Source organism: Vibrio sp. ED004 (assembly GCF_023206395.1).
GTDB lineage: Bacteria > Pseudomonadota > Gammaproteobacteria > Enterobacterales > Vibrionaceae > Vibrio.
This window is the reverse complement of record NZ_CP066149.1, coordinates 40,154-61,645: the sequence shown is the minus strand read 5'-3', so window position 1 is coordinate 61,645 and position 21,492 is coordinate 40,154. Positions and strand designations below refer to the sequence as shown.

The 21,492-nt window shown below is 42.9% G+C and carries 16 protein-coding genes, 1 pseudogene and 1 riboswitch; of the genes and pseudogenes, 6 read left to right on the top strand and 11 right to left on the bottom strand.

Translation table 11 applies throughout. The features are described 5' to 3' along the window. Nucleotides 1–13: 13 nt before the first annotated feature. Both ITG10_RS00275 and ITG10_RS00270 read left to right on the top strand, forming a co-directional pair. Nucleotides 14–625, top strand: a complete 612-nt coding sequence (locus ITG10_RS00275; protein ID WP_017630549.1) for an LPP20 family lipoprotein — start codon at nt 14–16, stop codon at nt 623–625. A gap of 11 nt (nt 626–636) precedes the next feature. Then, nucleotides 637–1,788 (top strand): transglycosylase SLT domain-containing protein, encoded by a 1,152-nt coding sequence (locus ITG10_RS00270; protein ID WP_248386607.1) that lies wholly within the window; start codon nt 637–639, stop codon nt 1,786–1,788. Nucleotides 1,789–1,898: 110 nt separating this feature from the next. On the opposite strand, the gene ITG10_RS00265 is transcribed toward ITG10_RS00270, so the two are convergent. Continuing rightward, the gene (locus ITG10_RS00265; protein WP_248386606.1) at nt 1,899–3,371 is read right to left on the bottom strand and encodes a carboxypeptidase M32; all 1,473 of its coding nucleotides are present in this window, start codon (nt 3,369–3,371) and stop codon (nt 1,899–1,901) included. A gap of 304 nt (nt 3,372–3,675) precedes the next feature. On the opposite strand from ITG10_RS00265, the gene ITG10_RS00260 reads away from it, so the two are divergent. Further along, nucleotides 3,676–4,311 (top strand): LysE family translocator, encoded by a 636-nt coding sequence (locus ITG10_RS00260; RefSeq protein ID WP_017632522.1) that lies wholly within the window; start codon nt 3,676–3,678, stop codon nt 4,309–4,311. A gap of 132 nt (nt 4,312–4,443) precedes the next feature. Here the strand turns inward: ITG10_RS00260 and ITG10_RS00255 are convergent, their stop codons facing one another. The 4 genes and pseudogenes from ITG10_RS00255 to ITG10_RS00240 all read right to left on the bottom strand — a co-directional run bounded on the left by ITG10_RS00255 (nt 4,444) and on the right by ITG10_RS00240 (nt 9,516). Continuing rightward, entirely contained in the window at nt 4,444–5,922 is a 1,479-nt protein-coding gene (locus ITG10_RS00255; RefSeq protein WP_017632523.1) for an aerolysin family beta-barrel pore-forming toxin, read from the bottom strand. Nucleotides 5,923–6,473: 551 nt separating this feature from the next. Further along, nucleotides 6,474–6,935 carry a hypothetical protein gene (locus ITG10_RS00250; RefSeq protein ID WP_123286931.1) on the bottom strand — a complete coding sequence of 154 codons (462 nt, stop codon included), beginning with the start codon at nt 6,933–6,935 and terminating at the stop codon, nt 6,474–6,476. Then, a pseudogene (locus ITG10_RS00245) lies at nt 6,932–7,753 on the bottom strand (winged helix-turn-helix domain-containing protein). The gene ITG10_RS00250 and the pseudogene ITG10_RS00245 overlap by 4 nt, the downstream one beginning before the upstream one ends. 392 nt (nt 7,754–8,145) lie before the next feature. After that, entirely contained in the window at nt 8,146–9,516 is a 1,371-nt protein-coding gene (locus ITG10_RS00240; RefSeq protein WP_017631341.1) for a sodium:alanine symporter family protein, read from the bottom strand. Nucleotides 9,517–9,646: 130 nt separating this feature from the next. Further along, nucleotides 9,647–9,766: riboswitch (glycine riboswitch) on the bottom strand. Nucleotides 9,767–10,373: 607 nt separating this feature from the next. Here ITG10_RS00240 and ITG10_RS00235 point away from each other — a divergent pair. Together ITG10_RS00235 and ITG10_RS00230 are read left to right on the top strand one after the other, a co-directional pair. Then, nucleotides 10,374–11,108, top strand: a complete 735-nt coding sequence (locus ITG10_RS00235; protein WP_017631340.1) for a hypothetical protein — start codon at nt 10,374–10,376, stop codon at nt 11,106–11,108. A 323-nt stretch (nt 11,109–11,431) separates the two neighbouring features. Further along, complete coding sequence (locus ITG10_RS00230) at nt 11,432–11,608, top strand: hypothetical protein (RefSeq protein ID WP_017631339.1); 177 nt, start codon at nt 11,432–11,434, stop codon at nt 11,606–11,608. 115 nt (nt 11,609–11,723) lie between these two features. Here ITG10_RS00230 and ITG10_RS00225 read toward each other — a convergent pair whose 3' ends face one another. The 6 genes from ITG10_RS00225 to ITG10_RS00200 form a co-directional block, all read right to left on the bottom strand. Continuing rightward, entirely contained in the window at nt 11,724–13,265 is a 1,542-nt protein-coding gene (locus tag ITG10_RS00225) for an alanine/glycine:cation symporter family protein (RefSeq protein WP_026084300.1), read from the bottom strand. A gap of 581 nt (nt 13,266–13,846) precedes the next feature. After that, a complete protein-coding gene (locus ITG10_RS00220; RefSeq protein WP_017631271.1) occupies nt 13,847–15,052 on the bottom strand; it encodes an ABC transporter permease in 1,206 nt (401 codons plus the stop codon). Then, the gene (locus tag ITG10_RS00215; protein WP_026084291.1) at nt 15,049–16,305 is read right to left on the bottom strand and encodes an ABC transporter permease; all 1,257 of its coding nucleotides are present in this window, start codon (nt 16,303–16,305) and stop codon (nt 15,049–15,051) included. The genes ITG10_RS00220 and ITG10_RS00215 overlap by 4 nt, the downstream gene beginning before the upstream one ends. A 7-nt stretch (nt 16,306–16,312) precedes the next feature. Then, nucleotides 16,313–17,287: a biotin/lipoyl-binding protein gene (locus ITG10_RS00210; protein ID WP_017631273.1), complete on the bottom strand. Its 975-nt coding sequence runs from the start codon at nt 17,285–17,287 to the stop codon at nt 16,313–16,315. Nucleotides 17,288–17,290: 3 nt separating this feature from the next. Continuing rightward, entirely contained in the window at nt 17,291–18,730 is a 1,440-nt protein-coding gene (locus tag ITG10_RS00205) for a TolC family protein (protein ID WP_017631274.1), read from the bottom strand. 214 nt (nt 18,731–18,944) lie between these two features. Then, nucleotides 18,945–19,172: a hypothetical protein gene (locus ITG10_RS00200; protein WP_008220782.1), complete on the bottom strand. Its 228-nt coding sequence runs from the start codon at nt 19,170–19,172 to the stop codon at nt 18,945–18,947. Between the two features lie 618 nt (nt 19,173–19,790). Between ITG10_RS00200 and ITG10_RS00195 the strand changes: the two genes are divergently transcribed. Further along, the gene (locus tag ITG10_RS00195) at nt 19,791–21,443 is read left to right on the top strand and encodes a sensor histidine kinase (RefSeq protein WP_248386605.1); all 1,653 of its coding nucleotides are present in this window, start codon (nt 19,791–19,793) and stop codon (nt 21,441–21,443) included. Nucleotides 21,444–21,492: the final 49 nt, after the last annotated feature.

Genomic DNA, 21,492 nt, shown 5'->3' with positions numbered 1-21,492 from the left:
ATCAAGGAAAATAATGAAAAAACTGATTATGCTTTCAGTGGTTGCAGCTGCTTTAACTGGTTGTCAAACAACACAGCAACAAACAGCACAGCAAGTTGCAAGTCCTGTTGTTCACGAGTGTTACTACTTTGGTAATAGTGCTAACACGGTTCCTGCGCCTGCTTGGGTTTGTAATGCAGAAGCCAATCGTGATGAGTATATGCGCAGTGCAGTAGGGTTTAGTGGTAACACTGCTGGTGGTATCGCTCACCAGAAAAACCTAGCGATTCAACAGGGTCAAAAAGAACTTGCTGATCAAGTTAAAACTGAGATTATCACTTCTGTTAAAAACAAAACGGGTACTCTTGGCGTTGATGGTGCCGTTGGTGGGACGCAAGCAACTTCTGCTGACCTAGACTCTGTATCAAATGTTGTATTGGAAGGTGTAGAAACAATCCGTTCTCTACGTGGCCCAGATGGTTACTTCTATGTTCTTTTAGGTCTACCTCGCCAAGTGTTTAAACAAAACGTGGAAAAAATCGTTGATAAGTACCAAGAGCAGCAACCCAATACGCAAAATAACGTATCTTCGGTGGAGCAAAATCAAAAACTTGCTGACGACATCGCAACAGCTTTAAATATGTAAGGTATGTTACTGTGGTTAAGTTAAAGAAACTATTACTCGTCTTTGGTGTTTGTTTTATTCCTAGCTTAGCCTCAGTGAGTGCTTCTAGTGGTGTGAACGAGTTTGAGAGAAAGAAGATGGAAACTCTGTCTTCTTTCTCCGAAACTAAAGCACAACGTCATCAAAGATTTGACCAATCTAAGCAAGCTTATTTAGATGCTTTTAATAGAGTGAAAGAGGAGCTTGCGACGAAATGGGATAATCCTGAATTAACCAGTAAGACTCAATGGATTCAGTATGCTAACGACGACACAGTGAAGCGCTCTGTTAACTTTGAAACTGGTGTTATTGTTATTGAAGTATTGGATGACAACTTATCGGCTGATGAAGTAGATAAGATCGTTCAACATCAGATTAAAGAACTTGAAACGCAGACCACTCAACAAGCATTCGCGAGTGATAAGGTATTGGCTGCAAATAATGTAAGAGCGGACAATGATATTGCCTCTACAAAAGTGCTCCCTAAGCTTGATGCAACTAAAGTTTTAAGTTCTCAAAATCGAGAGTTATATAGGCAAAAAAATGGTTTGAGCATTAGTCGAGTGAGCATGGCTGTTTCGCAAAATACCATAAAAAGCCGAGCTCAAACTTATATTCCATATGTGTACAAAATTTCAAATAAATGGAATGTTGAGCCTGCATTAATTTTAGCAATTATGCATACGGAAAGTCATTTTAACCCGATGGCACAATCGCACATACCAGCTTATGGGCTAATGCAAGTTGTACCGACGTCTGCAGGTAAAGATGTTACTAAGCGATATCTTGGCGAAGAGAAGCTTCTTCCACCAGAAGTTTTGTTTAACCCTGAATTTAATATCGATATTGGTACTAGTTATTTAAACATATTAGATAAACACTACCTCAAGCGTGTGGAACATAATGAAGTAAGAACTTATCTGATGATATCTTCATATAATGGTGGCATAGGTGCAGTGGCTAAACATTTTTCAGGGAAAGCGAAACTATCGTTATTACCAGGCGCTGTGAATAGCATGAGCCCAGCAGCGGTGTATACATCGTTGATTAATGATTTCCCTTATAAAGAAACACGTAACTATTTAAAAAAGGTTCAAGATAAGCGTATTTACTACAAAAAAGTTCTAAATAGTCAGTCAATTTAGAGCCCAGCCCAGACTTTTTCTGACAGAAAAACGGTGTAGAGCTTATTCTCAATGTTACTCCTACACTTTAGATTAGGACGATAGTTAGAGCTACCGTCCGATCTTTATAACTAGAGGTAACGACTTCTCAAGTGATCCTTGAAGTACTGTGCATTCAAGGTTTCGCCAGTTGCGCCTTTCACCAAATCATCAGTGGTTAGTAGGCTACCTTTGCTCCAAATGTTCGATTCTAACCAAGTGAAGATAGGTGATAAATCACCGCTTTCAATCACTGAATTCACATCGACCGTTTTCTTCATTGAAGCCATGAACTGAGCCGCGTACATCGCACCTAGTGTGTAAGATGGGAAGTAGCCGAATGCGCCATCTGTCCAGTGGATGTCTTGCATACAGCCATTAGTGAAGTTGCCTTGAGTGCTTAAACCAAGGTAAGACTGCATCTTAGTATTCCAAAGTTCAGGAACATCAGTGTGCTTGATTTTGCCGTTAATCAGGTCACGCTCAATCTCGTAACGTAAAATCACGTGCGCTGGGTAGGTCAGCTCATCGGCGTCAACACGGATGAAGTCTTTCTTCACGCGAGTGTAGATCTTCTGGAAGTTATCTTTCTCAAATTCTGAGCCTGAGAACTGTTGTCCTGCTAGATTAGCTAAGTGTCCGATGAACGGGTCACTGCGGCCAACTTGCATCTCGAAGAACAGAGACTGAGATTCATGGATACCCATAGAGCGAGCTTCACCTGCTGGTTGGCCTGCTAGGTGTTTAGGTAAGCCTTGCTCATAACGTGCGTGTCCTGTTTCATGGACGATGCCCATTAAGCTTTGAACGAATTCAGCTTCATCGTAGCGAGTCGTGATTCGCACGTCTGAAGGAACACCACCACAGAAAGGGTGAACACTTTCATCTAATCGGCCGTGTTCGAAATCGAATTGAAGCAGCTTCATCACTTCTAGGCCAAGTGCTTTCTGTTTCTCTGTCGAGTAGATACCCGATGGCGCGTTAAATTGCTCGCTCGATTGTTTTTCGATCACTTCGTCAATCAGGCTTGGTAGCCATGTTTTAACGTCTGCAAATAAGACATCCAATGAAGCAGAGCTGGTGCCCGGTTCGTAGATATCCAGCATCGCATCATAAGGGGTTAAGTTAGCGGCGTCTGCGCGGATTTGTGCTTCTTCACGCGATAGCTCAACGACTTCACGCCAGTTCTTTTCAAAACCAACCCAGTCATTTTCTCCACGTTGGCTACGCCATGCATGTTCACATTTTGAACCCGCTAGAGACTTCGCTTCAACCAGTTTTTCTGGAAGTAGGTTAGCTTGTTGCCATTGGCGTTTTATTTCACGAAGTGATGATTGTTGGTCGTTGTTTAGTGCTTCGTTTTCAGCGTCTGCAACCCAATCGCCAAGTTGTGGTTGAGTCATTAAGCCGTGAATATGAACAGAAAGCTCGGCCATTGCTTCACTGCGTGCTTGGTTACCGCCAGCAGGCATCATGGAAGCTTGGTCCCAACCACAGATAGAGGCTAGGTGTTGAAAGCGTGAACATTTTTGAGAGTGTTCGACTAGTTTTTTGAATGCGCTCATTTGACTACTCTTAATTTGGTTTCTTTAAATGACCCATAAGGCTGCATCAGTTTAAGGGGCATCTCGATGTTTAGTACTTTGAAGTTGGTCACTTCACTTTGTTTCTAAGGCAGTTCTTCCAGTAGAAGATATAGCCTGAACAAGGTAGGGCAGTGATATGCCAGTAATTTACTATTTGTTAACAAATTAAACTGTACCATTGTGCACAAAATCAGTGAGTTGTATAGCTGATGGCAATTGTTGCTTGCGAATTGTTCAGATACACGGTATTGATGATAGATCGCTGAACAAGAATGACAATGATATGGATATTTTGAACTTTGAGGCATTTCTGATTGCCATCACTATTTTAACGCTAACGCCGGGTTTAGATACGGCATTGGTAATTCGCAATACGAGCCGTTCTGGCTTATCTGACGGCGTGATGACCAGCTTTGGTATCTGTAGCGGTCTTTATGTGCACGCCTTTTTCTCTGCGGTGGGTATCTCTGCGATTCTTGCTCAATCAGCCGAACTCTTTCAAGCCGTTAAAATGGTGGGTGCGGTTTACCTGATTTGGCTTGGTTTAAGCAGTTTACGCGCTTTGATTAAAAATGGTGGCGGGTTGAAGGTTGGCGAGCAAGCTCATCAAGCCTACAGTGCCAAACGTTCTTTGCGTGAAGGTTTCTTATCGAATGTGCTAAACCCGAAAACGGCGGTTTTCTATTTGGCTTTTCTTCCTCAGTTCGTAAACCCTGAAGGCTCGCCGTTATTACAATCTATGTTGATGGCTTCGGTCCACTTTATGATTGCGATGGTGTGGCAATGTGGCTTAGCTGGCGCGCTTAACTCGGCTAAAAACTTGCTAAAGAATGCGAGCTTTATGAAGTGGATGGAAGGTGTGACGGGCATGGTGCTGGTGGGGTTGGGCGTTAAGCTTCTGATGGAAGAACCTGTGTAGTTCACCGTTTCCTAATTGAATGTATGAAAGCCCACGACGTGTCGTGGGCTTTTGCGTTTTATTGCTTGTAGATCTGTGTGCCGTTCTTATGAAACAACCTAGTTCTTCACAGAGTAGTTATTTACAATCTAGTTATTCGACGACACTAATGTTCATCTCAGCACCTTCGAAACCTAAGTCACTCAACTCATCAGCATTAAAGTTGGTGGTAACTTCAATATCGCCAATGCGTTCAGTCGTTTCATTGACGGAGTTGGTACTTCTTTTGCTGCGTAGATTGTTGGTAATCGGTGTTGCTTGGCCAATCTCAATGGTGCCTGCAAATTGAGAGTCCGCGTAGAAATCACCCGATACGTAAGAGTGGAATGGACGTAAGCTTCCGCCTGTTGCGTATTGCATGCTAGATAAGCCCGCTTCTTTGATTGCCCAACCCCAATCCCACCATTTGGTTTCACCTGGAATGTATCGGTGATCCCATTGATAGCGAATGTCTGCAGATTTCTCACCACCGCGACCCATAGTGAAGGTGTGAGCTTTGTAAGGGCGGTTGTCCGGATGTGTGTGCCATGCGTTGCCACCCCAACGAAGGAAGCCGTTAAACTCCACATCGTAGCTAATGTCGGCGTTGAATCGGTACGGATAGGAGATACTTGAACGGTACAACTCAACTCGAATCGGCAGCTCTGAGTTTGCTGGAACCATTGGGCGCGCTTGAAGTGTCACTTGCTCGCTCGTAGAGCCACCATTGGATTTAGAGAAGCTTTGGTTCGCTTCGAACTTAATGGTGAGCTTAGTTTCGCCAACAAGAGGCCACTTAAACGTATTCTCTGTTTGAACACTTTGTGAGAATCCGTAGCTGTTCGTTTTGGACCAGTTTGTTGATTCATCCACTTTCAGGTCGACAACCACTTGCTGAGCGATATTACTGTTGTTCCTTGCAGTCGCGTAAACCGTCTTCACTAGTTCACGGTCTGATTCGATAACATCGCCATGCCAAAAGTTGTCGTCGTTAACGGTGTAGGCAAAGTTGTCGACGGTGATTTTAGTTTTTTCCCCACAGCGATAACCGGTACAAGAACCACCATTGTTTCCTTGTATCACCCAGCTGTCGCCAGAGCGGCTGATCGTCATGTCTTCACCCACGTACTGGCTATTGTTGCCGCCGACCCATGCGTAACCTAGGTTGTGAGCCAAATAGCTTAACGGACGCACAAAATCATTACGGTTATTCACCAGCTCATATTGAACATCCAACTCGCTGCCTTCTGGAACCGATTTAGCAGAGTAGTTTGGAATTTCAGACTGGTCATTGTTCGGATAACAAAACGTTTTGCCGTTGGTTGTGTCTTGTTTAATAAGGCCATTGTATCCCGGGCCCATGATCACCCAGTTTCCTTTTAAGCCAGTGATCTGCCAAGTGCCCATCCTAGCCAGCAAAGCACTCTTTTGCTCTTCGGCTTCAAAACGATCTAACGGGCGATAGCCAGAGCGACATACATCGTCACCAAGTTGGTCATGGACTATTTGGTCTGGGTAAATTTTTGCGTTTACGCCAGTAGATAGAACAGACAACACTGCGGTTGCTAAGAGACTTCTGTTTATTCGGATCATTAACAATTCCCTCATTTGTAATTTTTCTATTTTGATAATGTTTTTTGTGCCGTGCAGTTAACAAGACAAGTTCACTTTTTCATGTTGATAAATAGATAGATACTGAAAAGGGTTGAATTAAATTCCTTTTTTAATTCAATGGCTTGTATTGTTTTATTTGTTTATTCGGTGAAAGGGGCTGTAACTGAAAAGAAAATGTTTGATAGGGCTCAAACCGTTTTTAGAAAAATGAGGCGTGATGAATGATACATTCACGTCAAATAGTTTTTAACGTGGTCTATCGCGGGTGAAATGAATGGTTAAGTACGAGAGGAGACATATTATTCACATCGTTTTTATTTGATGTAAATATCAACAGGAGAGCGATAAATGAGACTTGGATTTAAAAGTTTAATCCAGTGTTTTAAACATTCGATGAATTTGAATGCTCAAAATACAAGAGATGTTTATTGATGCAGTAATAAATATAACCATCCATTTTTTATGTGTAATATTCAGAACGGTGTTAATTAAAATGAAGTGGATTCAGCTGGTGGCTAAACGAAGATAAATTATCGTTTAGCCAAAAGTTGTGTTCTTCCTGTATTACATGTTCGGATGATGGCAAATAAATCATTTGAACTTAATATATCAACCTTCAATGTTAAAGGGTCATTGTTGATAAGTAGGTAGGGCGACAATAAGCTGTCATTCATAGTTTTATTTATTTTTTGCACGGAGACTAAGTCGATAGTGCCAGCTATTGAAAAGAATAGGGATTGAGAAGGACCAGCTTCTCCTCTAAATCGTAGAACAATCGGGTCGGGCATGTTGTCATCTTGGACGGACATAAGATGCAGAACTTTGTTATCACTTATTTTGGTGAGCCCATCGGTTCGTAATACATTTCCATCTAGCACAAGATCTACCACGCTATGTTGATAACGGTGCTCTTCTTGGGGCGGAGATGAAGGAATACTCCATATACCAATCAATAACGCTAACGAGGAAAACAGAGCTACAAATGGCATCATAATTGGCCTCTCTTTAGGAATAATTCTATCTCTTGACTGGCTCGATCTAATTGCGTGGCGGTGTAGAAGATATTGATGGACTGACGTGTTGTCTTGTTGAGCATGGAGAGTTCTGAATAGCCGGGCTCATCGCTGATGTAGGCTACGCAATCGCATTGGTATTTGTAGAGAATGGCCTCGAGTTCTGGGCTCAAAGACATCTCTGTTTCCTGAAAAACTTGTACCTGCCCAACCCATTGTTCATTAAGTCGGTTAAAGGGGGTGATATCACCAAGGCTTTTATCGTGAACCTTAGCAAAAGCCAACAGTGCCGAGGACAACAGCAAACAGCCCGTTATGAAGTAACACAGCTTGTTTTTGTATAAGCTGACTTGAGAATAGCTAAGTGGGGAATAGGTAAGTGAAGCCGATTTGGACTCAGGTGTATCGTTGCTCGCAATAGAGGCCGCAATATTACTTTGACCGAGCGGGACTTGGTCACTCACAGGAGTGAGAGGAACAGTAGTTTCGCTTTGTGGTTGCGAGTCAATAAAGACGCATTCATCAATAAGTCGGTAACCGACCTTTGGCACCGTGACGATGGGTGTTTCTCTGATGCCAAGCTTAACGAACCCTTAGCGAAGCAAGCTGATACACTTCGCCAGTGACGTATCTCCAATGAACTCGCTTCCCCATGCGAAACTAATAATATCTTGTTTGTTCACAATTTCGGGTGAGTTTTTAAGTAATAACTCTAAAACACGAGTCTCACGATATCCTATTTTAATAGAACGTTCGTCGTTATAAATACGGTTTTTAATCGGGTCGAATCTGATCATATAGCCAACGTTTTATTTTTATTATAATTCTCTCAACAATTTAGATGACTATAAACTGACTATTATATGAATTAAAGTCACATGTTTTATTCTGGTGTGTTTTTGAGTGGTCAAAACAAAAGCGTTCATTATTTGTTTATGAAAGAAATTCTGCCATTTAGTCATAATCTGTTAAATATAAGTAATATCTAATTAAGGGTTGGTTTTATTAGTGAGCTTTTAATTGGAGATTTTTGGATTAATCTTTGTCTATGAATTAATTAGAACATCGGTCTAATTAAAATCTTATTTTATTTGTGGGTATACGATAGTAATAATTTAGTCAGTTTAAGTATCGTATGGATATAAAAAAGCCCGCATTTGAATGCGGGCTTTGGTTCAATCAGTTCTGATTATGCTTTAACAGCTTCACAATTGTTTGAAGACGTTAAAGGTTTGAAGAATAGCTTTGTTTCTTCGATAACCACGTGGCGTAGCAAGATAAGGCCGATCAGGTTTGGAATTGCCATCAGGCCGTTCACGATATCTGCCATTATCCAGATCATGTCGAGCTTCAAGAATGCACCAGAAGCCACCAACCCAATGAAGATGATCTTGTAAGGTAGGACTGCTTTTGTACCTAGCAAGAAAACAACACAGCGCTCGCCGTAGTAGTTCCAACCTAAAATCGTAGTAAACGCAAAGAAGATTAGGCCAACAGAAACCAGCATTGGGCCAAGCGTGTCTGCGTTCAGACCAACAGCAAATGCATGAGTGGTCATCGCAGCACCTGAAAGGTCAGTCTGCCAGGCGCCGGTTAAGATAAGTGCCAAACCTGTCATCGTACAAATGATGATGGTGTCGAAGAAAGTGCCTGTCATAGAGACAAGGCCTTGCTTTACACATGAATCTGTTTTTGCAGCCGCCGCAGCCATGGGTGCGCTACCTAAACCAGATTCATTAGAGAATACACCACGAGCAATACCCGATTGGATAGCAAGCATGATGCTCGCACCAAAGAAACCGCCTGTCGCCGCTGTATTAGTAAACGCAGAGGTAACAACAAGGGTAATGGCATTCAGTAGTTGGTCTGTATTTGAAACCAAAACGCTCAAACACGCGACAATGTACATAACCGCCATGGTCGGAACCACTTTTCCTGCAACCTTAGCAATAGATTGAATACCACCAAGCGTTACCACTGCCACCAATATCGTTAGAACAACAGCAGACATCTCACGTGAAGCGCCAAATGAGATTTCAGTAGCGTCCAAAATAGCGTTAACTTGTGGGAATGTACCAATACCGAAGCACGCAACACCCAAAGCGAACACAGCGAACATCACCGCCAAGATTCTTGAGCCAACACCGTATTGAAGGTAGTACATAGGGCCGCCAACCATTTCGCCATTGCTATCGGTTCTGCGGTATTTAACAGCAAGTAGGCATTCTGCGTATTTGGTCGCCATACCAAATACAGCGGCAAGCCACATCCAGAATAGGGCTCCAGGGCCACCAATCTTGATTGCGGTCGCTACACCAACGATGTTACCTGTACCAATGGTTGCTGAAAGTGCGGTACACAAAGCGGCAAAACTTGATACGTCACCCGTACCGGATTTGTCTTTGCTGAATACCATTTTTAGCGCGGTTGGGAGGTGTCTAAACTGGAGTAAGCCTAAGCGAAAAGTAAAGTAGATACCTGTACCCACTAGCAGAATAAGCAGTGGTGGTCCCCAAACGAATTGATTGATGGTTTGTAGTGTAGCTTGTAGGTGGTTCATAGATTCCCCTTAATAAATTAAAAAATTTAAGGAGAAGAGGGAAGGCAGTGCAGATCGCAGGGATCGGTAGCACTACTTAATACATACGGATTTCTAGATAGAATTCTTTTGTTAATTAAGGCTTGTTGCTTTCCACTCCTCTGTCCTTTTGCCTGAGAGTTTCACTTAGCGAATCACTTATAGATAAGTAACGGGCACTAAGCTTGCTCCTTCGGCGACCGATCTAACGGTTCTCTCCAGAGGTTCCTCCAACGACAGTCCTCACTTTTCTGGATTTCTCCAGCATAAAGCACCTGAAAGATTCACTTCTTCGGCGGGTCAATCTAACTAAATGTTAAAATTTAGTTAAAAACCACTCTCCTGCAGTCTTCATCGGAACAATTACCTAAATAATTAGGTAATCTGTAGGCGTATCCTAGATCATATAAAATGTGATGTCAGCTACAAAATATCTGTTTGCACAAATGTTGTTCAACTAAATGATCAAACAACGCGACTCTGACGTAACTTGCTTATTTAAATGGTATAAAATAGGGAAACAAGGAGGAGTTATGACTCGACTAATAGCGATTGTTTTTTTATTGGCTTTGGCATTTGTATTGTTTCGTTACCGGACCAACGAAAAACTGCAAAAATGGGTAGTGATAGTTATCGTTAGCAGCTTCCTTTTGTATACTGCCAGCTTGATGATTTCGGAGTTAACGCGTTAAACCGTTTGTGAGCAGATGGGATGAACGTGTTAGTAAAGCTCAAGTGCTTCTGACTTGAGAGACAGGTTTAACTGAACCTACAAATCAGTATTGGCATTCGTGCCAGTGACCGCGTAACGTTAAACATATTTTGGGGAGTACCCGCTAGTGAACCAGCAATCTGGACAAAGCGAACAAGATGAAGTGGTTGTTATTGAAGAACGCGATAAGCGCAGTCAGCTCTATATCGGCATTGCTGCGGTTATAGGTTTAGCACTGGGTGGCTTAATCGGTTCGACAGTGACGGCTTCGAAGTGGGAGTCCACTTATCAGGTACTCGAAACCCGTTACCAAGAAGTGCGCGACAGTAAAACAGAATTGATGACGTCGGTTGAAGCTAAGGTGGCAAAAGTCGATACCGAGATCGACGAAAAAGTGGAAGTCGCACTAGTAAAACAAGCGGAAGAGCACCAAAAAGAGCTCCAAGAGTTAGCGAAACAATCTGCGGTTTTAGAGAAGGCTAACTACTCGTTAGAGCAACAGTTAAACGATCAAAAGCAAACGCTAGACAAAACAGAGCAAGATAACCAAAAGCTAAACCGTCAGGCGGATATGCAGTCGACCTTGTTTGAACGCTCTCGTGAACTGTTCCGTAAAGAATTACAAATATCTCAAGAACTTGAAAAGCTTGAGAAGGAAAGAGACGAACTCGAACAGAACCTTGGTTCGCTTAAGAAAGCGTGTGATGTGTTCTTAGATGGCACTTCATGGGATGCGAAGTCTGACGCGTGTGAGAAGCAAGATAACGCGAACTCTCGTCTAAGTGACATCAGACAAATGATTGAAGTCCACACCATGGATCTCAAGCAAATCAAAACGCTAACTGAAGAGATGGGTTTATAAACTCAAACCTTTAATTCATTGTCTTTAGCTATAACTATTCCAACGCCCACATCATGAAAATGATGCGGGCGTTTTTCGTTCCAGATGGCTTATTTCTACTGCTAATTGGTTTCGTAGCATGGTTAAGAACCGTTTTCACACGATTACCAAGCTATTCGTGATTAGAGCCGTAAAGGGTTTTAATATGTAATTAATTGAATACTTGGTGACTTTGCACGCATATTTATAGGGTTGAGAAACAGCATAATAGCGGTGTTCTAGGATGAACACGCGGTCTGTTGTCATTCTGTGATTAGACCATCTCAATGGACAGGGATTAAACCATGAATGAATATCTGTGTGAGAACTGCACCGTAGCCTATTGTTTTGATGATTGTAATTCGCCATTAGCGCAACGAGATATGATTGAAGTAGAAGAGCTGGTGGATCGTAAAAAAGTAAGCCAAGATCCTGAACGGCTTGAACAAGAAAATCCAGATACAAAAATCCCTACGAGCTAAACCATAGCCAGTAGGGATTTTAGATTAATTGCAGTACTGTTCTCGCTTTCTCAAGCAAAGGGTATTACAAAAATTTTTAGAACAGTGTTATTTGACGATAAGCACTGAAGAGAAGTTATTTCTCGTAAGTTTTGATTTCGCCAGATTTCACGCGAGCAACAAATGATTGCAGTTCTTTCTTAACAACAGGCATCAAGAAGTATAGACCTAGGATGTTAAAGATAGACATTGCAAAGATAGCTGCATCAGAGAAGTCGATTACCGCACCAAATTGAATGGTTGCACCAATCACAACGAACACACAGAACATCACTTTGAAAATAAGCTCTGTTGTCTTGCCTTCACCGAATAGGTAAGTCCATGCTTTAAGACCGTAGTACGACCAAGAAATCATGGTAGAGAACGCAAACATGATAACGGCTAGGGCTAGTGTGTACTTGAAGAAGCCTGCTGTTTCAGTGAATGATGCCGCAGTTAGGGTTACACCCGTTAGGCCTGTGCCATCGAATGGACCTGTGTTTAGGCCTGCGATAGTGATAACCAATGCTGTCATTGTACAAATTATTACTGTATCAACGAACGGTTCTAATAGTGATACTAGACCTTCAGTGATTGGCTCTTTTGTTTTAACTGCTGAGTGAGCAATAGCTGCTGAACCAACACCTGCTTCATTCGAGAACGTTGCACGTTTCAAGCCTTGAATCAACGCACCAATGAATCCACCAACGACACCTTCGCCAGTAAATGCACCTGTAAAGATTGCACTGAACGCTGGACCAACTTGATCAAGGTTAGAACCGATAACAATCACAGCCATACCGATATATAGCGCAGCCATCCAAGGAACCACTTTTTCTGTTACCGATGCAATAGAAGGCATACCACCAACAATTACAGAGAAAACTAAAGCAGCGAGCACAAGACCAGTGATAACGCCGTATTCGCTAGGAATATCAAAAGCATAAGTCAACATTGCATGAGCTTGGTTGGCTTGGAACATGTTACCGCCACCCAAAGAACCCAAGATACACATCAGTGCAAAGCCGATAGCCAGCACCTTACCGAGTCCACCTAAACCTCTTTCACCAAGACCTTGGCTTAGGTAGTACATAGGACCACCTGAAACAACGCCCGACGGTAAGATAGTTCGGTATTTCACACCTAAGGTACACTCACAGAACTTAGAAGCCATCCCGAGGATGCCACACAAGATCATCCAGAATGTTGCCCCAGGACCACCAATCGCAAGTGCAGCACCCACACCTGCAATGTTACCAAGACCCACCGTTCCTGAAAGAGCGGTTGTCAGAGCTTGAAAGTGAGAAACCTCGCCATCTTCTTTCGATTTAGGGTCGGTGTACTTACCTTTAATGATGTCGATAGCCATGCCGACACGTTTAAATTGAACGAAGCCAAAATAAACAGTAAAGATGAGTGCAGCAAGTAATAGCCACCCAACAATAATCGGGAAGTTGGCTTCACCTACTGGCACGCTTTTAAATATTAATCCAACGAACCATCCTGTGTACTCGTTGAAAAATCCATCAACACTTTGGCTTAAGTTGCTAATGGCTTGATTAAATGATCCTTCTTCTGCAAATGCACTGGAACTAAACAATAATATAAACCCAAAAAATAATTCTCTTATGTTTTTCATGGTTTTCCCTGCTTTTTATTAAATTATGTTTGTTGCTGTTGTGTTTGTTTTGTATTTCAATAGCTTATATATTTCTTTGGTAGCGACAAAAGCTCTGTTGCTAAGTCAAAATGCGAAATAAATATAACTACTAATCACGTTTTATATGGAGATCCTTTCGGTACGTCCATCAATCAGACTATGATATTCGGCTTATCAAGTCTTGTTGATAACCCTATACATAAAAATAATGTCATCAAAGAAATTTTTACAATAAATTTACAATTATTCGGGTTTTGTCATCATTTTGGAATAAGTCGATGATTTTCGAGTTTGAAAAGGCATATGCAGTGATGGCAATAGCGGCAGATGCATTTTGTTAGGAAGGCGGTTTATCCTTGTTTAAAACGATTCCTTAGATCTTGAGGTGTGATTCACGATCAAATCGCTCTAAACCTGATGGAAGAGAGTGAAGGAAGTTTGAATACTTGATATGTTTTTGGCGGATTCTAATCATTCGATAGTTAACGAGCTTGAAACTTGAAGGCATTAAAAAAGCCCTTTGTCAGAGCTTTTTTAATGGTTTTCGATGAATAAACAGCTTAATGACTGTTGCTGTTGCTGTTGCTGTTGCTGTGGTTGATGTTGGTACTCGTATTACTGATAACGACGCTTTTACTCGACTTGTGGTAGAGCTTCAGTGCAAGCAACGAACCCCAAAGTACAACTTGTCCCCATAACAGCGTCCATTGAGGTGCTACTTCTTGCCAGGAAGCACCCATCTGATTCAGCGCCAAGAAACCTTGAATCGCAGGGGTACTTGGGAATAGCTCTGATAGCAGTACCAACCACTGTGGCATCATTTCAACAGGCCAAATAAATCCAGACGAGAAGATCAGTGGCATTGAACTAATTAACACCACAACCGTGACTAGCTCTCTTCTTGGTACTAACTCACCGATAAAGATTCCGATTAAACAACTGGCCAATAAGAAAGGCAGCAGCAGAGTTAGAATTTGAGCCATAGAGGCGAGCAAGTTAATCCCGTACATCGAGAAACTAGCGCCGAAGTAGTACATGGACAGCAAATAATAAATGCCGACTAAGGTACAACAACGAGCAAGGATCAGTTTGTCTGGTGGCGTTTTACTCCAATATCCAAATGTCGATTGAGCATTTTGCGTTGCGCCAACTAAACCAGAAGCCATGGCTAGGGTTTGTTGCAGAATCAACACAAATACAGCAGGCACAACATAATCGATGTATCCCATGCGGCTATTGAAGGTTGGCTTTAGGTTCAAGCTAAACGCACTATAGCCTTTGGCTGCGGACTCTAACGGCACACCTTCGACTAGCAAGTGGCTGACTTTTACTTGTGCGGCTAGTGTGCCTCCAGCTTTGGCAAGCCCTTCAACAATGGTTCCGTAAACCAAGAAGTAAGACGCATCACCCGCATAAGAGAGCGTAGGGCTTTTTCCTAGCAGTAGATCTTTATAGAAGTTTTCAGGAATGACGATGAACCCACCAATCTCTTGGTTCAGAACAGCTTGTTTCGCATCTTCGATGGTGGAATCTCGACGAACCAAATCAATTTGAGAGGTCGCATCGACCATTCTTTCTAACTGGTCGCTGCTTTGGCTCTTATCCAAATTCACCACCGACGCTTTCAATTGTTGAGGGACTTGATTTGCGTAAGGTAGCGGATACAAGAATGAATAAAAGACCACACCACCAAACACGGTGAGCAATACAACTGGGTTGCGAAGTACCGCTAACAGTTCTTGTTTCAGCAGTTGAGTAAAGCTCATTGTTTTACTCCTTGTTGTTCTGCTTCTGCTTCTTCTTCAGCTTTAGCTGAGCATGGTAGCTGCGCTAGATGTTTCTTAATTAACAACATAACCGCCAATGCAGGAACTGCATACCACAACATAGAAGTGAGGCTGATTAGTGATTGTGCTGCGCTCACGCCATAACTGGACTGAGCCGTTTGTACTTCGATGTAGTGACTTACAGGCAATAAGCTTCTCCAAACTTGAGCTGCCGTGTTCATGTCAGTTACTGGGAAAGTAATCCCCATGAAGGCGAAGCTTGGTGCTGTGAAGGCACCGGCGAAACTCATCGCCCTTGCTGGATCGAGTGTTAAAAAGAAGAACAAGCAACCCATGATGATACAACTGATAACCGTGAGTAGCTGAGCAACCGTCAATGCCATAAAGCTACCGTTAAATGGCCAGTCGAGTAGGCGATAGAACCAAAAGCTAAACGCAATACCAAACGCTAAAAACAGAACCACGTAAGGGGTTAACGTTGAGACTAACGACTTCACAGGAGAGTGTGACAACCAAGCTTTTAGCCCACGAGATCGAACGTTTGCAGTCAATACTAAGATCGTGCCGACCACAATCATGATTTGCCATAAAGCAGGAATAACTGCAGACACCAAGAACTGTGCGTAGCTGGTGTTCTGGTTAAACAATGGCGTGATCTGACTTTGTACCGTGACTGCTTGGCCTAATGCCGATTGGACCGTGGTATCACCGTGTGAAAGCTGTTTAACCACTTCAAGCTGCGCGTTAAAAGTCCCTTGAGCCTGCAACAGTGCTGAGTTGACCAGTTTACCTATCAAGATGAATTGACTGTTGTAGAACACAGACACTTGCGGGTTTAAGCCTAGGTAGAGATCACGGTCGAAGTGTTTTGGTATCACAACGTAACCGTAGATATCGCGCTCGATCATCGCCTTAGCTGCTTCGCTCACTGAGCTGTATTTCTGCGTCACTTGTAGGGTAGGTGACGCATCAACAAGACGAGTGAATTGTTGCGAGATTTGGCTATGTTCAAGATCAACGACTGCAACGGGTAAATCGCGGGCGATACCTTGCGAGAAAATCAGCCAAATACTTGCTGCAAGCAGCAAGGGTATCCAAGTTAGGCACGACAACAACCACTTGTCTTTGCGAACTATCGCCCACTGCCTCAGCAAGGTACTCTTCGCTCTATGATGCTCAGGTGGTTGAGAGGCTGTAGATTGTGCTCCTGTAGATCGAAAATTAGCAGACATAAGTCACCTAAAGCTCAACCACAAGGCTCATACCCATGCGCAATTTTTCGTCTGTGTCGACAGGGCGTGCTTCTACTTCGAATGTACGTAAGTCAAAGCCTTGCGCTGCATCGGTTGAACGCCAAGTCGCAAAATCGCCCATTACGGCAATATGAGTCACTTTAAAGGTCAGTGATTTGTCTAGAGCAGGAAGATAAGCGTCAAATTGCGTGCCTTTCTCAAAGTGCTTCAACATGTCTTCACGGACGTTAAGTACCGCCCATGCGTCTTGAGTATCGATAACGGTGACAACAGGGAAACCTTGTGGCGCCAGTTCACCACTGCTTAGCAATACTTGAGACACTTCACCACTGAACCAGCTGTGGATCTGTGTGTCTTTTGCGTAGGCTTCAACTTCTGCCACTGCACCTGCAGCCATTAACGCTTTTTGAGTTGCGGCTACTTTGGTTTCATCACGAGCACCTTCTTGCGCCAGTTGGTACATCTGGAAGGCAGCACTTTCTGTGTATTTCGCGGCTTGCCATTGTGTTTTGGCTTCATCACGTTTTTGTTCAGCGACAACACCATCGTTATAAAGGTTGTTTACACGTTGGTAGGTTTTGTTCATCAGATCGGCAGCAGCTTTAGCTTTTAGCCATTGGTCTTTAGCGGCTTGGATCTGCTGAGTACGCGCGCCATTTTCGGCTTCTTGAGCTAATGCCCCTGCGGCTTTCTGGCCTGCTTTCGCTTGTTCTAATTTAGCGTCGATCTCTGGGCTAAGTAGAGAGAAGATCAATTCACCTTTCTCAACAGAGTCGCCTTTGCGCACGAATACTTGATCAATTCGGCCAGGTATTTTAGAAGAGATGCTGTATTGCTGTGCATCAATTTGGCCTTGAAGCTTAACCGGTTGAGGCTGATACGCTTGGTAAAAACTGTATCCGACCCAGCCAATAATGCCGATACCAACTATAGATAGAAGAAGGGGCTTAATAGGTTTCATGAATTATCCTTTTGACTGGCTAGCGGTGTCTGTTTTTGAGTCGAAATCAGACGTAACAGAAGAGGTTAAGTAACTTGAGTAAGCATTCATTTCGCTGGTAAGCGCCAAAAGCTTGTTGAGAGAGATAAGGTATTTGAATCGCGCAGCAGATTGCTGTGTCTTAATGCTTGCAAGGTATAGTTCAGCATCAACCACTTCTAACGAGTTAGATAAGCCTTGTGTGAACGCTTTTTTGCGAAGTGATAGGTTCTCTTGAGCTAACGATAAGCTAGAGTTGAGCCCTTGAACTTCTTCAATCGCTTGCTTCGCTTCAAGATAGGTCTTTTGTACCAACACGGTTAAGTCTTGTTTGGCTTGCGATTTAAGGAATTGAACCTGTGAAACCGCACTGTGCGCAGCGGCTACTTTATCAGAGCGACCAGAAGTATCGATCAGCGGTACGTTCACACCAATGCCGACTAACCAATCTGGTTTCATTTCACTCGCCAGCGAGTCGTCTTCATAAAGGCTGTAATCACCGTAAAGGTACACTTCTGGATAGTATTTTCCTTTTTCAGCTTTGATTAAGCTGCTTGCTTGTTTCTCTTTCGCATCAAGGATCTTAAGGCCGGGATAGGTCATCAATGTTTGGTCAATGAACACATCCATATGAGGTAGGTTCTTGTTGATGAACAGTTGTTCTGAGGGTTCAACACTCTGGCTTTGGCCAAGAATTTGAGTCAGTGCTAACTGAGCAATTTTGAGATCATTTTCAGCCTTAGTGCGTTCAACGACCGCTTTATCTAAAGAAGCGTCTGCTTGTAGGCGTTCAACTCTTGCGATTTGCCCTTGTTGTTCCATCTTGATGGCGAAATCTCGGTGCTGAGTTAAGCCAGCTTCTACGGCTTGACGCGTTTTCACAACGTCTTCCGCTAAGATCACTGAGAAGTAGTATTTGCTTAAGTCTTCGTAGCGAGCCTGCTTTTCCATCAAGAGTTGGCTTTGCGCTTCTTCGCTTTTACCTTCAGCTGCCGTTTGTGCTGCATTAATTCGTCCGCCCGTAAAGATCGGCCAAATTGCGCGAATAGAAGAGCTGAAGATGTCTTGCTCGGTGATGGTTGATGTTACTCCGCCAATTAATGGTCGTAGTATTGCAGACACGGTAGGGTTTACACTACTTAAGCTATCGCTGAACTGTTCGCCATTGATGGTCACGTCGCTATCAAGGTGAGTGTAGTTAGCGCCAAGCGTCACAGAAGGTAAGTTAAGGCTTCCAGTTGCATTTTGGAGATGTTGATAACGCTCAACGTTAGCTTGTTGAGCCGCAAGAGAGTTGTTGTTCTCTTGGAGTATTTGCCACGCCTCAGAAAAAGTGAGCGGGGCAGCATAGCTTGGCGAACTGATAGCACCGATAAGAATACTGGCAATCGCAAGGCGTCGGAATGTCGGTTTGGTCATCTGCATTAAATACCAAATTAGAGTATTAGCTCTAATGTTAACAGGGGGATAATCATTTGTCTTGAATAGATTATCTCATATGAACAATTAGCATAGCCGCTCGTTAATATAATGTGAATGCTATTAAGGGTTTAATGGCTGGCGCGAAGAAACAAAAAGAGCACTACGAATCGTGCTCTTTAAGTTCAGTATAGAAGAGGTTACTACAAATTGATTGGTGCTATTTAAAGCTTGGACAATGGTGATCGGCGCGCCACACCAATTGTCTTGAACCTTGCATCGTTTGTAATAAATCTCTACCTGACATTTGCGGGAAAGCTAACAATACTTTTAGATCGAGCGGGGATGTCTCGTTCTTCTCATATGCTCTGACATGAGTGAAAGTAGATTGTAAGTTTTTGAACAACATAGCCTTTGTTAGGCAGATTCCAAAATTATCGCGTTTCATTGCCTGGTTTCCTTTTCAACAATGTTTATACGTTATGTTTTTTATCCTGTTTCTATTGGACGTTGCCACTGATCGATACTTCCTGCTCATCAATGCTTTATTATTGGGTGCTGCTTTTTATCAGTCACCTCTTCGTTGTCTAACTAGCCGAATGTGAAATCGCGATGGATGAATAGGGGAGAATACTTAATCCGTTTGTTCATCATTCGTAACGGCGAGCGCGCAACTTTTACTTATCGATACGTCCAGTGAGTGAAGAGTTGTTGCTTTTGTGTTAACCGAAATTCCGGTTTAAAACGCTGTCTTAAAATTGCAACGTATAGCTTGGCAACAATAAACTCCTTCATATGCAACCATTGTAATTGTATTTATTTTAAACAACCTAAAAAACACCTAAAAGCTTAGTGATCTAGCTCAATGTTTATTCGTTTATTTGTCTTTTTAAGCTAATCCGTTCTAAAAGTGAGCGATTGTTTGGGCCGTATAACGTAAAGGAATATCAATTAATAATCTGGTCAATTATTTAGTTGAGTAACAGTCACAAATTCGTATAAGCGCAAAGGTCATAAGATTAACTTGGTGTTAACATTAATCGTTAAGCACTAGGGACGGTTTTATATGAAATGGAGTAGCATCAGTTTCCGTAAAAGGTTACTGATTATCATGACGGTCACTGGCCTCGTTGAGCTGTTGATACTCTCAGCGGCAGGTTTTTCTTATATCAAACAATCTCAAGAGCAAGAGATGGGTTTGAAAGCACTCGGTGTGGCTGAATTTCTCTCCGAATCACCACTTGTCACTCGAATTATTCAAGAAAATGGAACCTTGAATGCTGATGGCATTCCTCACGTTTTATCTGAAGAAACCCAAGTTAAGTTTCGAAACCTCACACAGTTAATTGGTGCGGCGTTTATTGTTGTCGGTGATGAGAAAGGCATTCGCTTAATTCACCCATACGACGACAGGTTGGGGAAACCCATGCGCGGTGGTGATAACCAGAAAGCATTGGTGTTGGGTGAGTCTTACGTATCGACGGCAAAAGGTTCACTCGGGTTTTCGGTACGTGGTAAATCGGCCGTCAAAGATTCGAATGATGCTGTCATTGGTGTGGTATCAGTGGGTTATCTCTTAGATTCACTGCAAGACAGAATCGAACCTTATTTAGCCTTTTTGATCGTGATGGCCTTGGTGGTGGTTGCGGTTAACGCTCTTATTTCAAGTTACGTTTCTCGTCGTTTCCAACGTGCTATTTTGGGCTTTGAACCAGAAGAGATAGGTCGCTTATACGTTGAGCTTGATGTGACCATGAGTACCGTGAAAGAGGGCATTTTAAGTATCGATAAGAACGGTATTTTGCGTTCAATAAACAAAAGTGCTTGTGACATATTGTCTATTGATAGAGATAAAGCGCTCAACCAGCAACGTCTTTCAGATGTATTAGCTGGCAGTGATTTAGAGCAGCTGTTATCGACCGGTGATACCGACCATGATGTTGAGCTTTACCTGAATAACAAACGAATCATTGCTAACCGTAGTCCGATTATTGTGGCTGGTGAAGTGGTTGGTGCGGTGTCCAGTTTCCGTTTACGAGATGAGATTAACGACTTAACGGATCAGCTATCTCAAACTAAAGAGTATGCGGATCTGCTGCGTTCACAAACTCATGAACACCAGAACAAGTTGAATACCATTAGCGGTTTGATTCAAATGGGTGAATTGGAATCTGTTCAGCAGTTGATTGGACAAGAAACGGCTCACTATCAAAGCCTGATCGAGTTCTTAAGAGAAACGGTCAAAGACCCACTGATCGCGGGCATGTTGCTAGGTAAAACTGAGCGCGCACGTGAGATTGGTTTAGAGCTCAAAGTCGAAGAAGGTTCGAGGCTTGAGGCGCTACCAAGCCGTTTAAACGCGGATGACGTTGTCACTATTCTCGGTAACCTGATCGATAATGCGTTTGATGCCACCATGATGGCGATTAAACAAGAAGGGCAAATAGCCCCTGCGCGCCGCGTGATTGATGTGTCTATCAGTGATTTTGGCAATGAAATCATTGTTGAAGTAGAAGACAAAGGCTGTGGTTTGCCCAAACACTTGGCAACCAATGACCTGACTGAAAAAGGCGTATCGAGCAAAGCGAAACAGAATCGTGGTGTCGGTTTATATTTGATTAAGCAGTTAGCCGACCGCTATCAAGGGCAATTAGAAATGGTTGATAACCCTGACTTTGGTTCACGCATGACGGTGTATCTACCAAAAGAAGAACAATAATAATTAAGCACGAAACGATCGAGTAAAGATCATCGTGACGGAATACAAT

Excerpts from the sequence above, each read along its gene's own strand:
- ITG10_RS00250 (WP_123286931.1), bottom strand. The coding sequence starts at position 6,935 with ATGATGCCATTTGTAGCTCTGTTTTCCTCGTTAGCGTTATTGATTGGT.
- ITG10_RS00260 (WP_017632522.1), top strand. The coding sequence starts at position 3,676 with ATGGATATTTTGAACTTTGAGGCATTTCTGATTGCCATCACTATTTTA.
- ITG10_RS00230 (WP_017631339.1), top strand. The coding sequence starts at position 11,432 with ATGAATGAATATCTGTGTGAGAACTGCACCGTAGCCTATTGTTTTGAT.
- ITG10_RS00215 (WP_026084291.1), bottom strand. The coding sequence starts at position 16,305 with ATGTCTGCTAATTTTCGATCTACAGGAGCACAATCTACAGCCTCTCAA.
- ITG10_RS00240 (WP_017631341.1), bottom strand. The coding sequence starts at position 9,516 with ATGAACCACCTACAAGCTACACTACAAACCATCAATCAATTCGTTTGG.
- ITG10_RS00195 (WP_248386605.1), top strand. The coding sequence starts at position 19,791 with ATGAAATGGAGTAGCATCAGTTTCCGTAAAAGGTTACTGATTATCATG.
- ITG10_RS00200 (WP_008220782.1), bottom strand. The coding sequence starts at position 19,172 with ATGAAACGCGATAATTTTGGAATCTGCCTAACAAAGGCTATGTTGTTC.
- ITG10_RS00275 (WP_017630549.1), top strand. The coding sequence starts at position 14 with ATGAAAAAACTGATTATGCTTTCAGTGGTTGCAGCTGCTTTAACTGGT.
- ITG10_RS00255 (WP_017632523.1), bottom strand. The coding sequence starts at position 5,922 with ATGATCCGAATAAACAGAAGTCTCTTAGCAACCGCAGTGTTGTCTGTT.
- ITG10_RS00220 (WP_017631271.1), bottom strand. The coding sequence starts at position 15,052 with ATGAGCTTTACTCAACTGCTGAAACAAGAACTGTTAGCGGTACTTCGC.
- ITG10_RS00210 (WP_017631273.1), bottom strand. The coding sequence starts at position 17,287 with ATGAAACCTATTAAGCCCCTTCTTCTATCTATAGTTGGTATCGGCATT.
- ITG10_RS00205 (WP_017631274.1), bottom strand. The coding sequence starts at position 18,730 with ATGCAGATGACCAAACCGACATTCCGACGCCTTGCGATTGCCAGTATT.
- ITG10_RS00265 (WP_248386606.1), bottom strand. The coding sequence starts at position 3,371 with ATGAGCGCATTCAAAAAACTAGTCGAACACTCTCAAAAATGTTCACGC.
- ITG10_RS00225 (WP_026084300.1), bottom strand. The coding sequence starts at position 13,265 with ATGAAAAACATAAGAGAATTATTTTTTGGGTTTATATTATTGTTTAGT.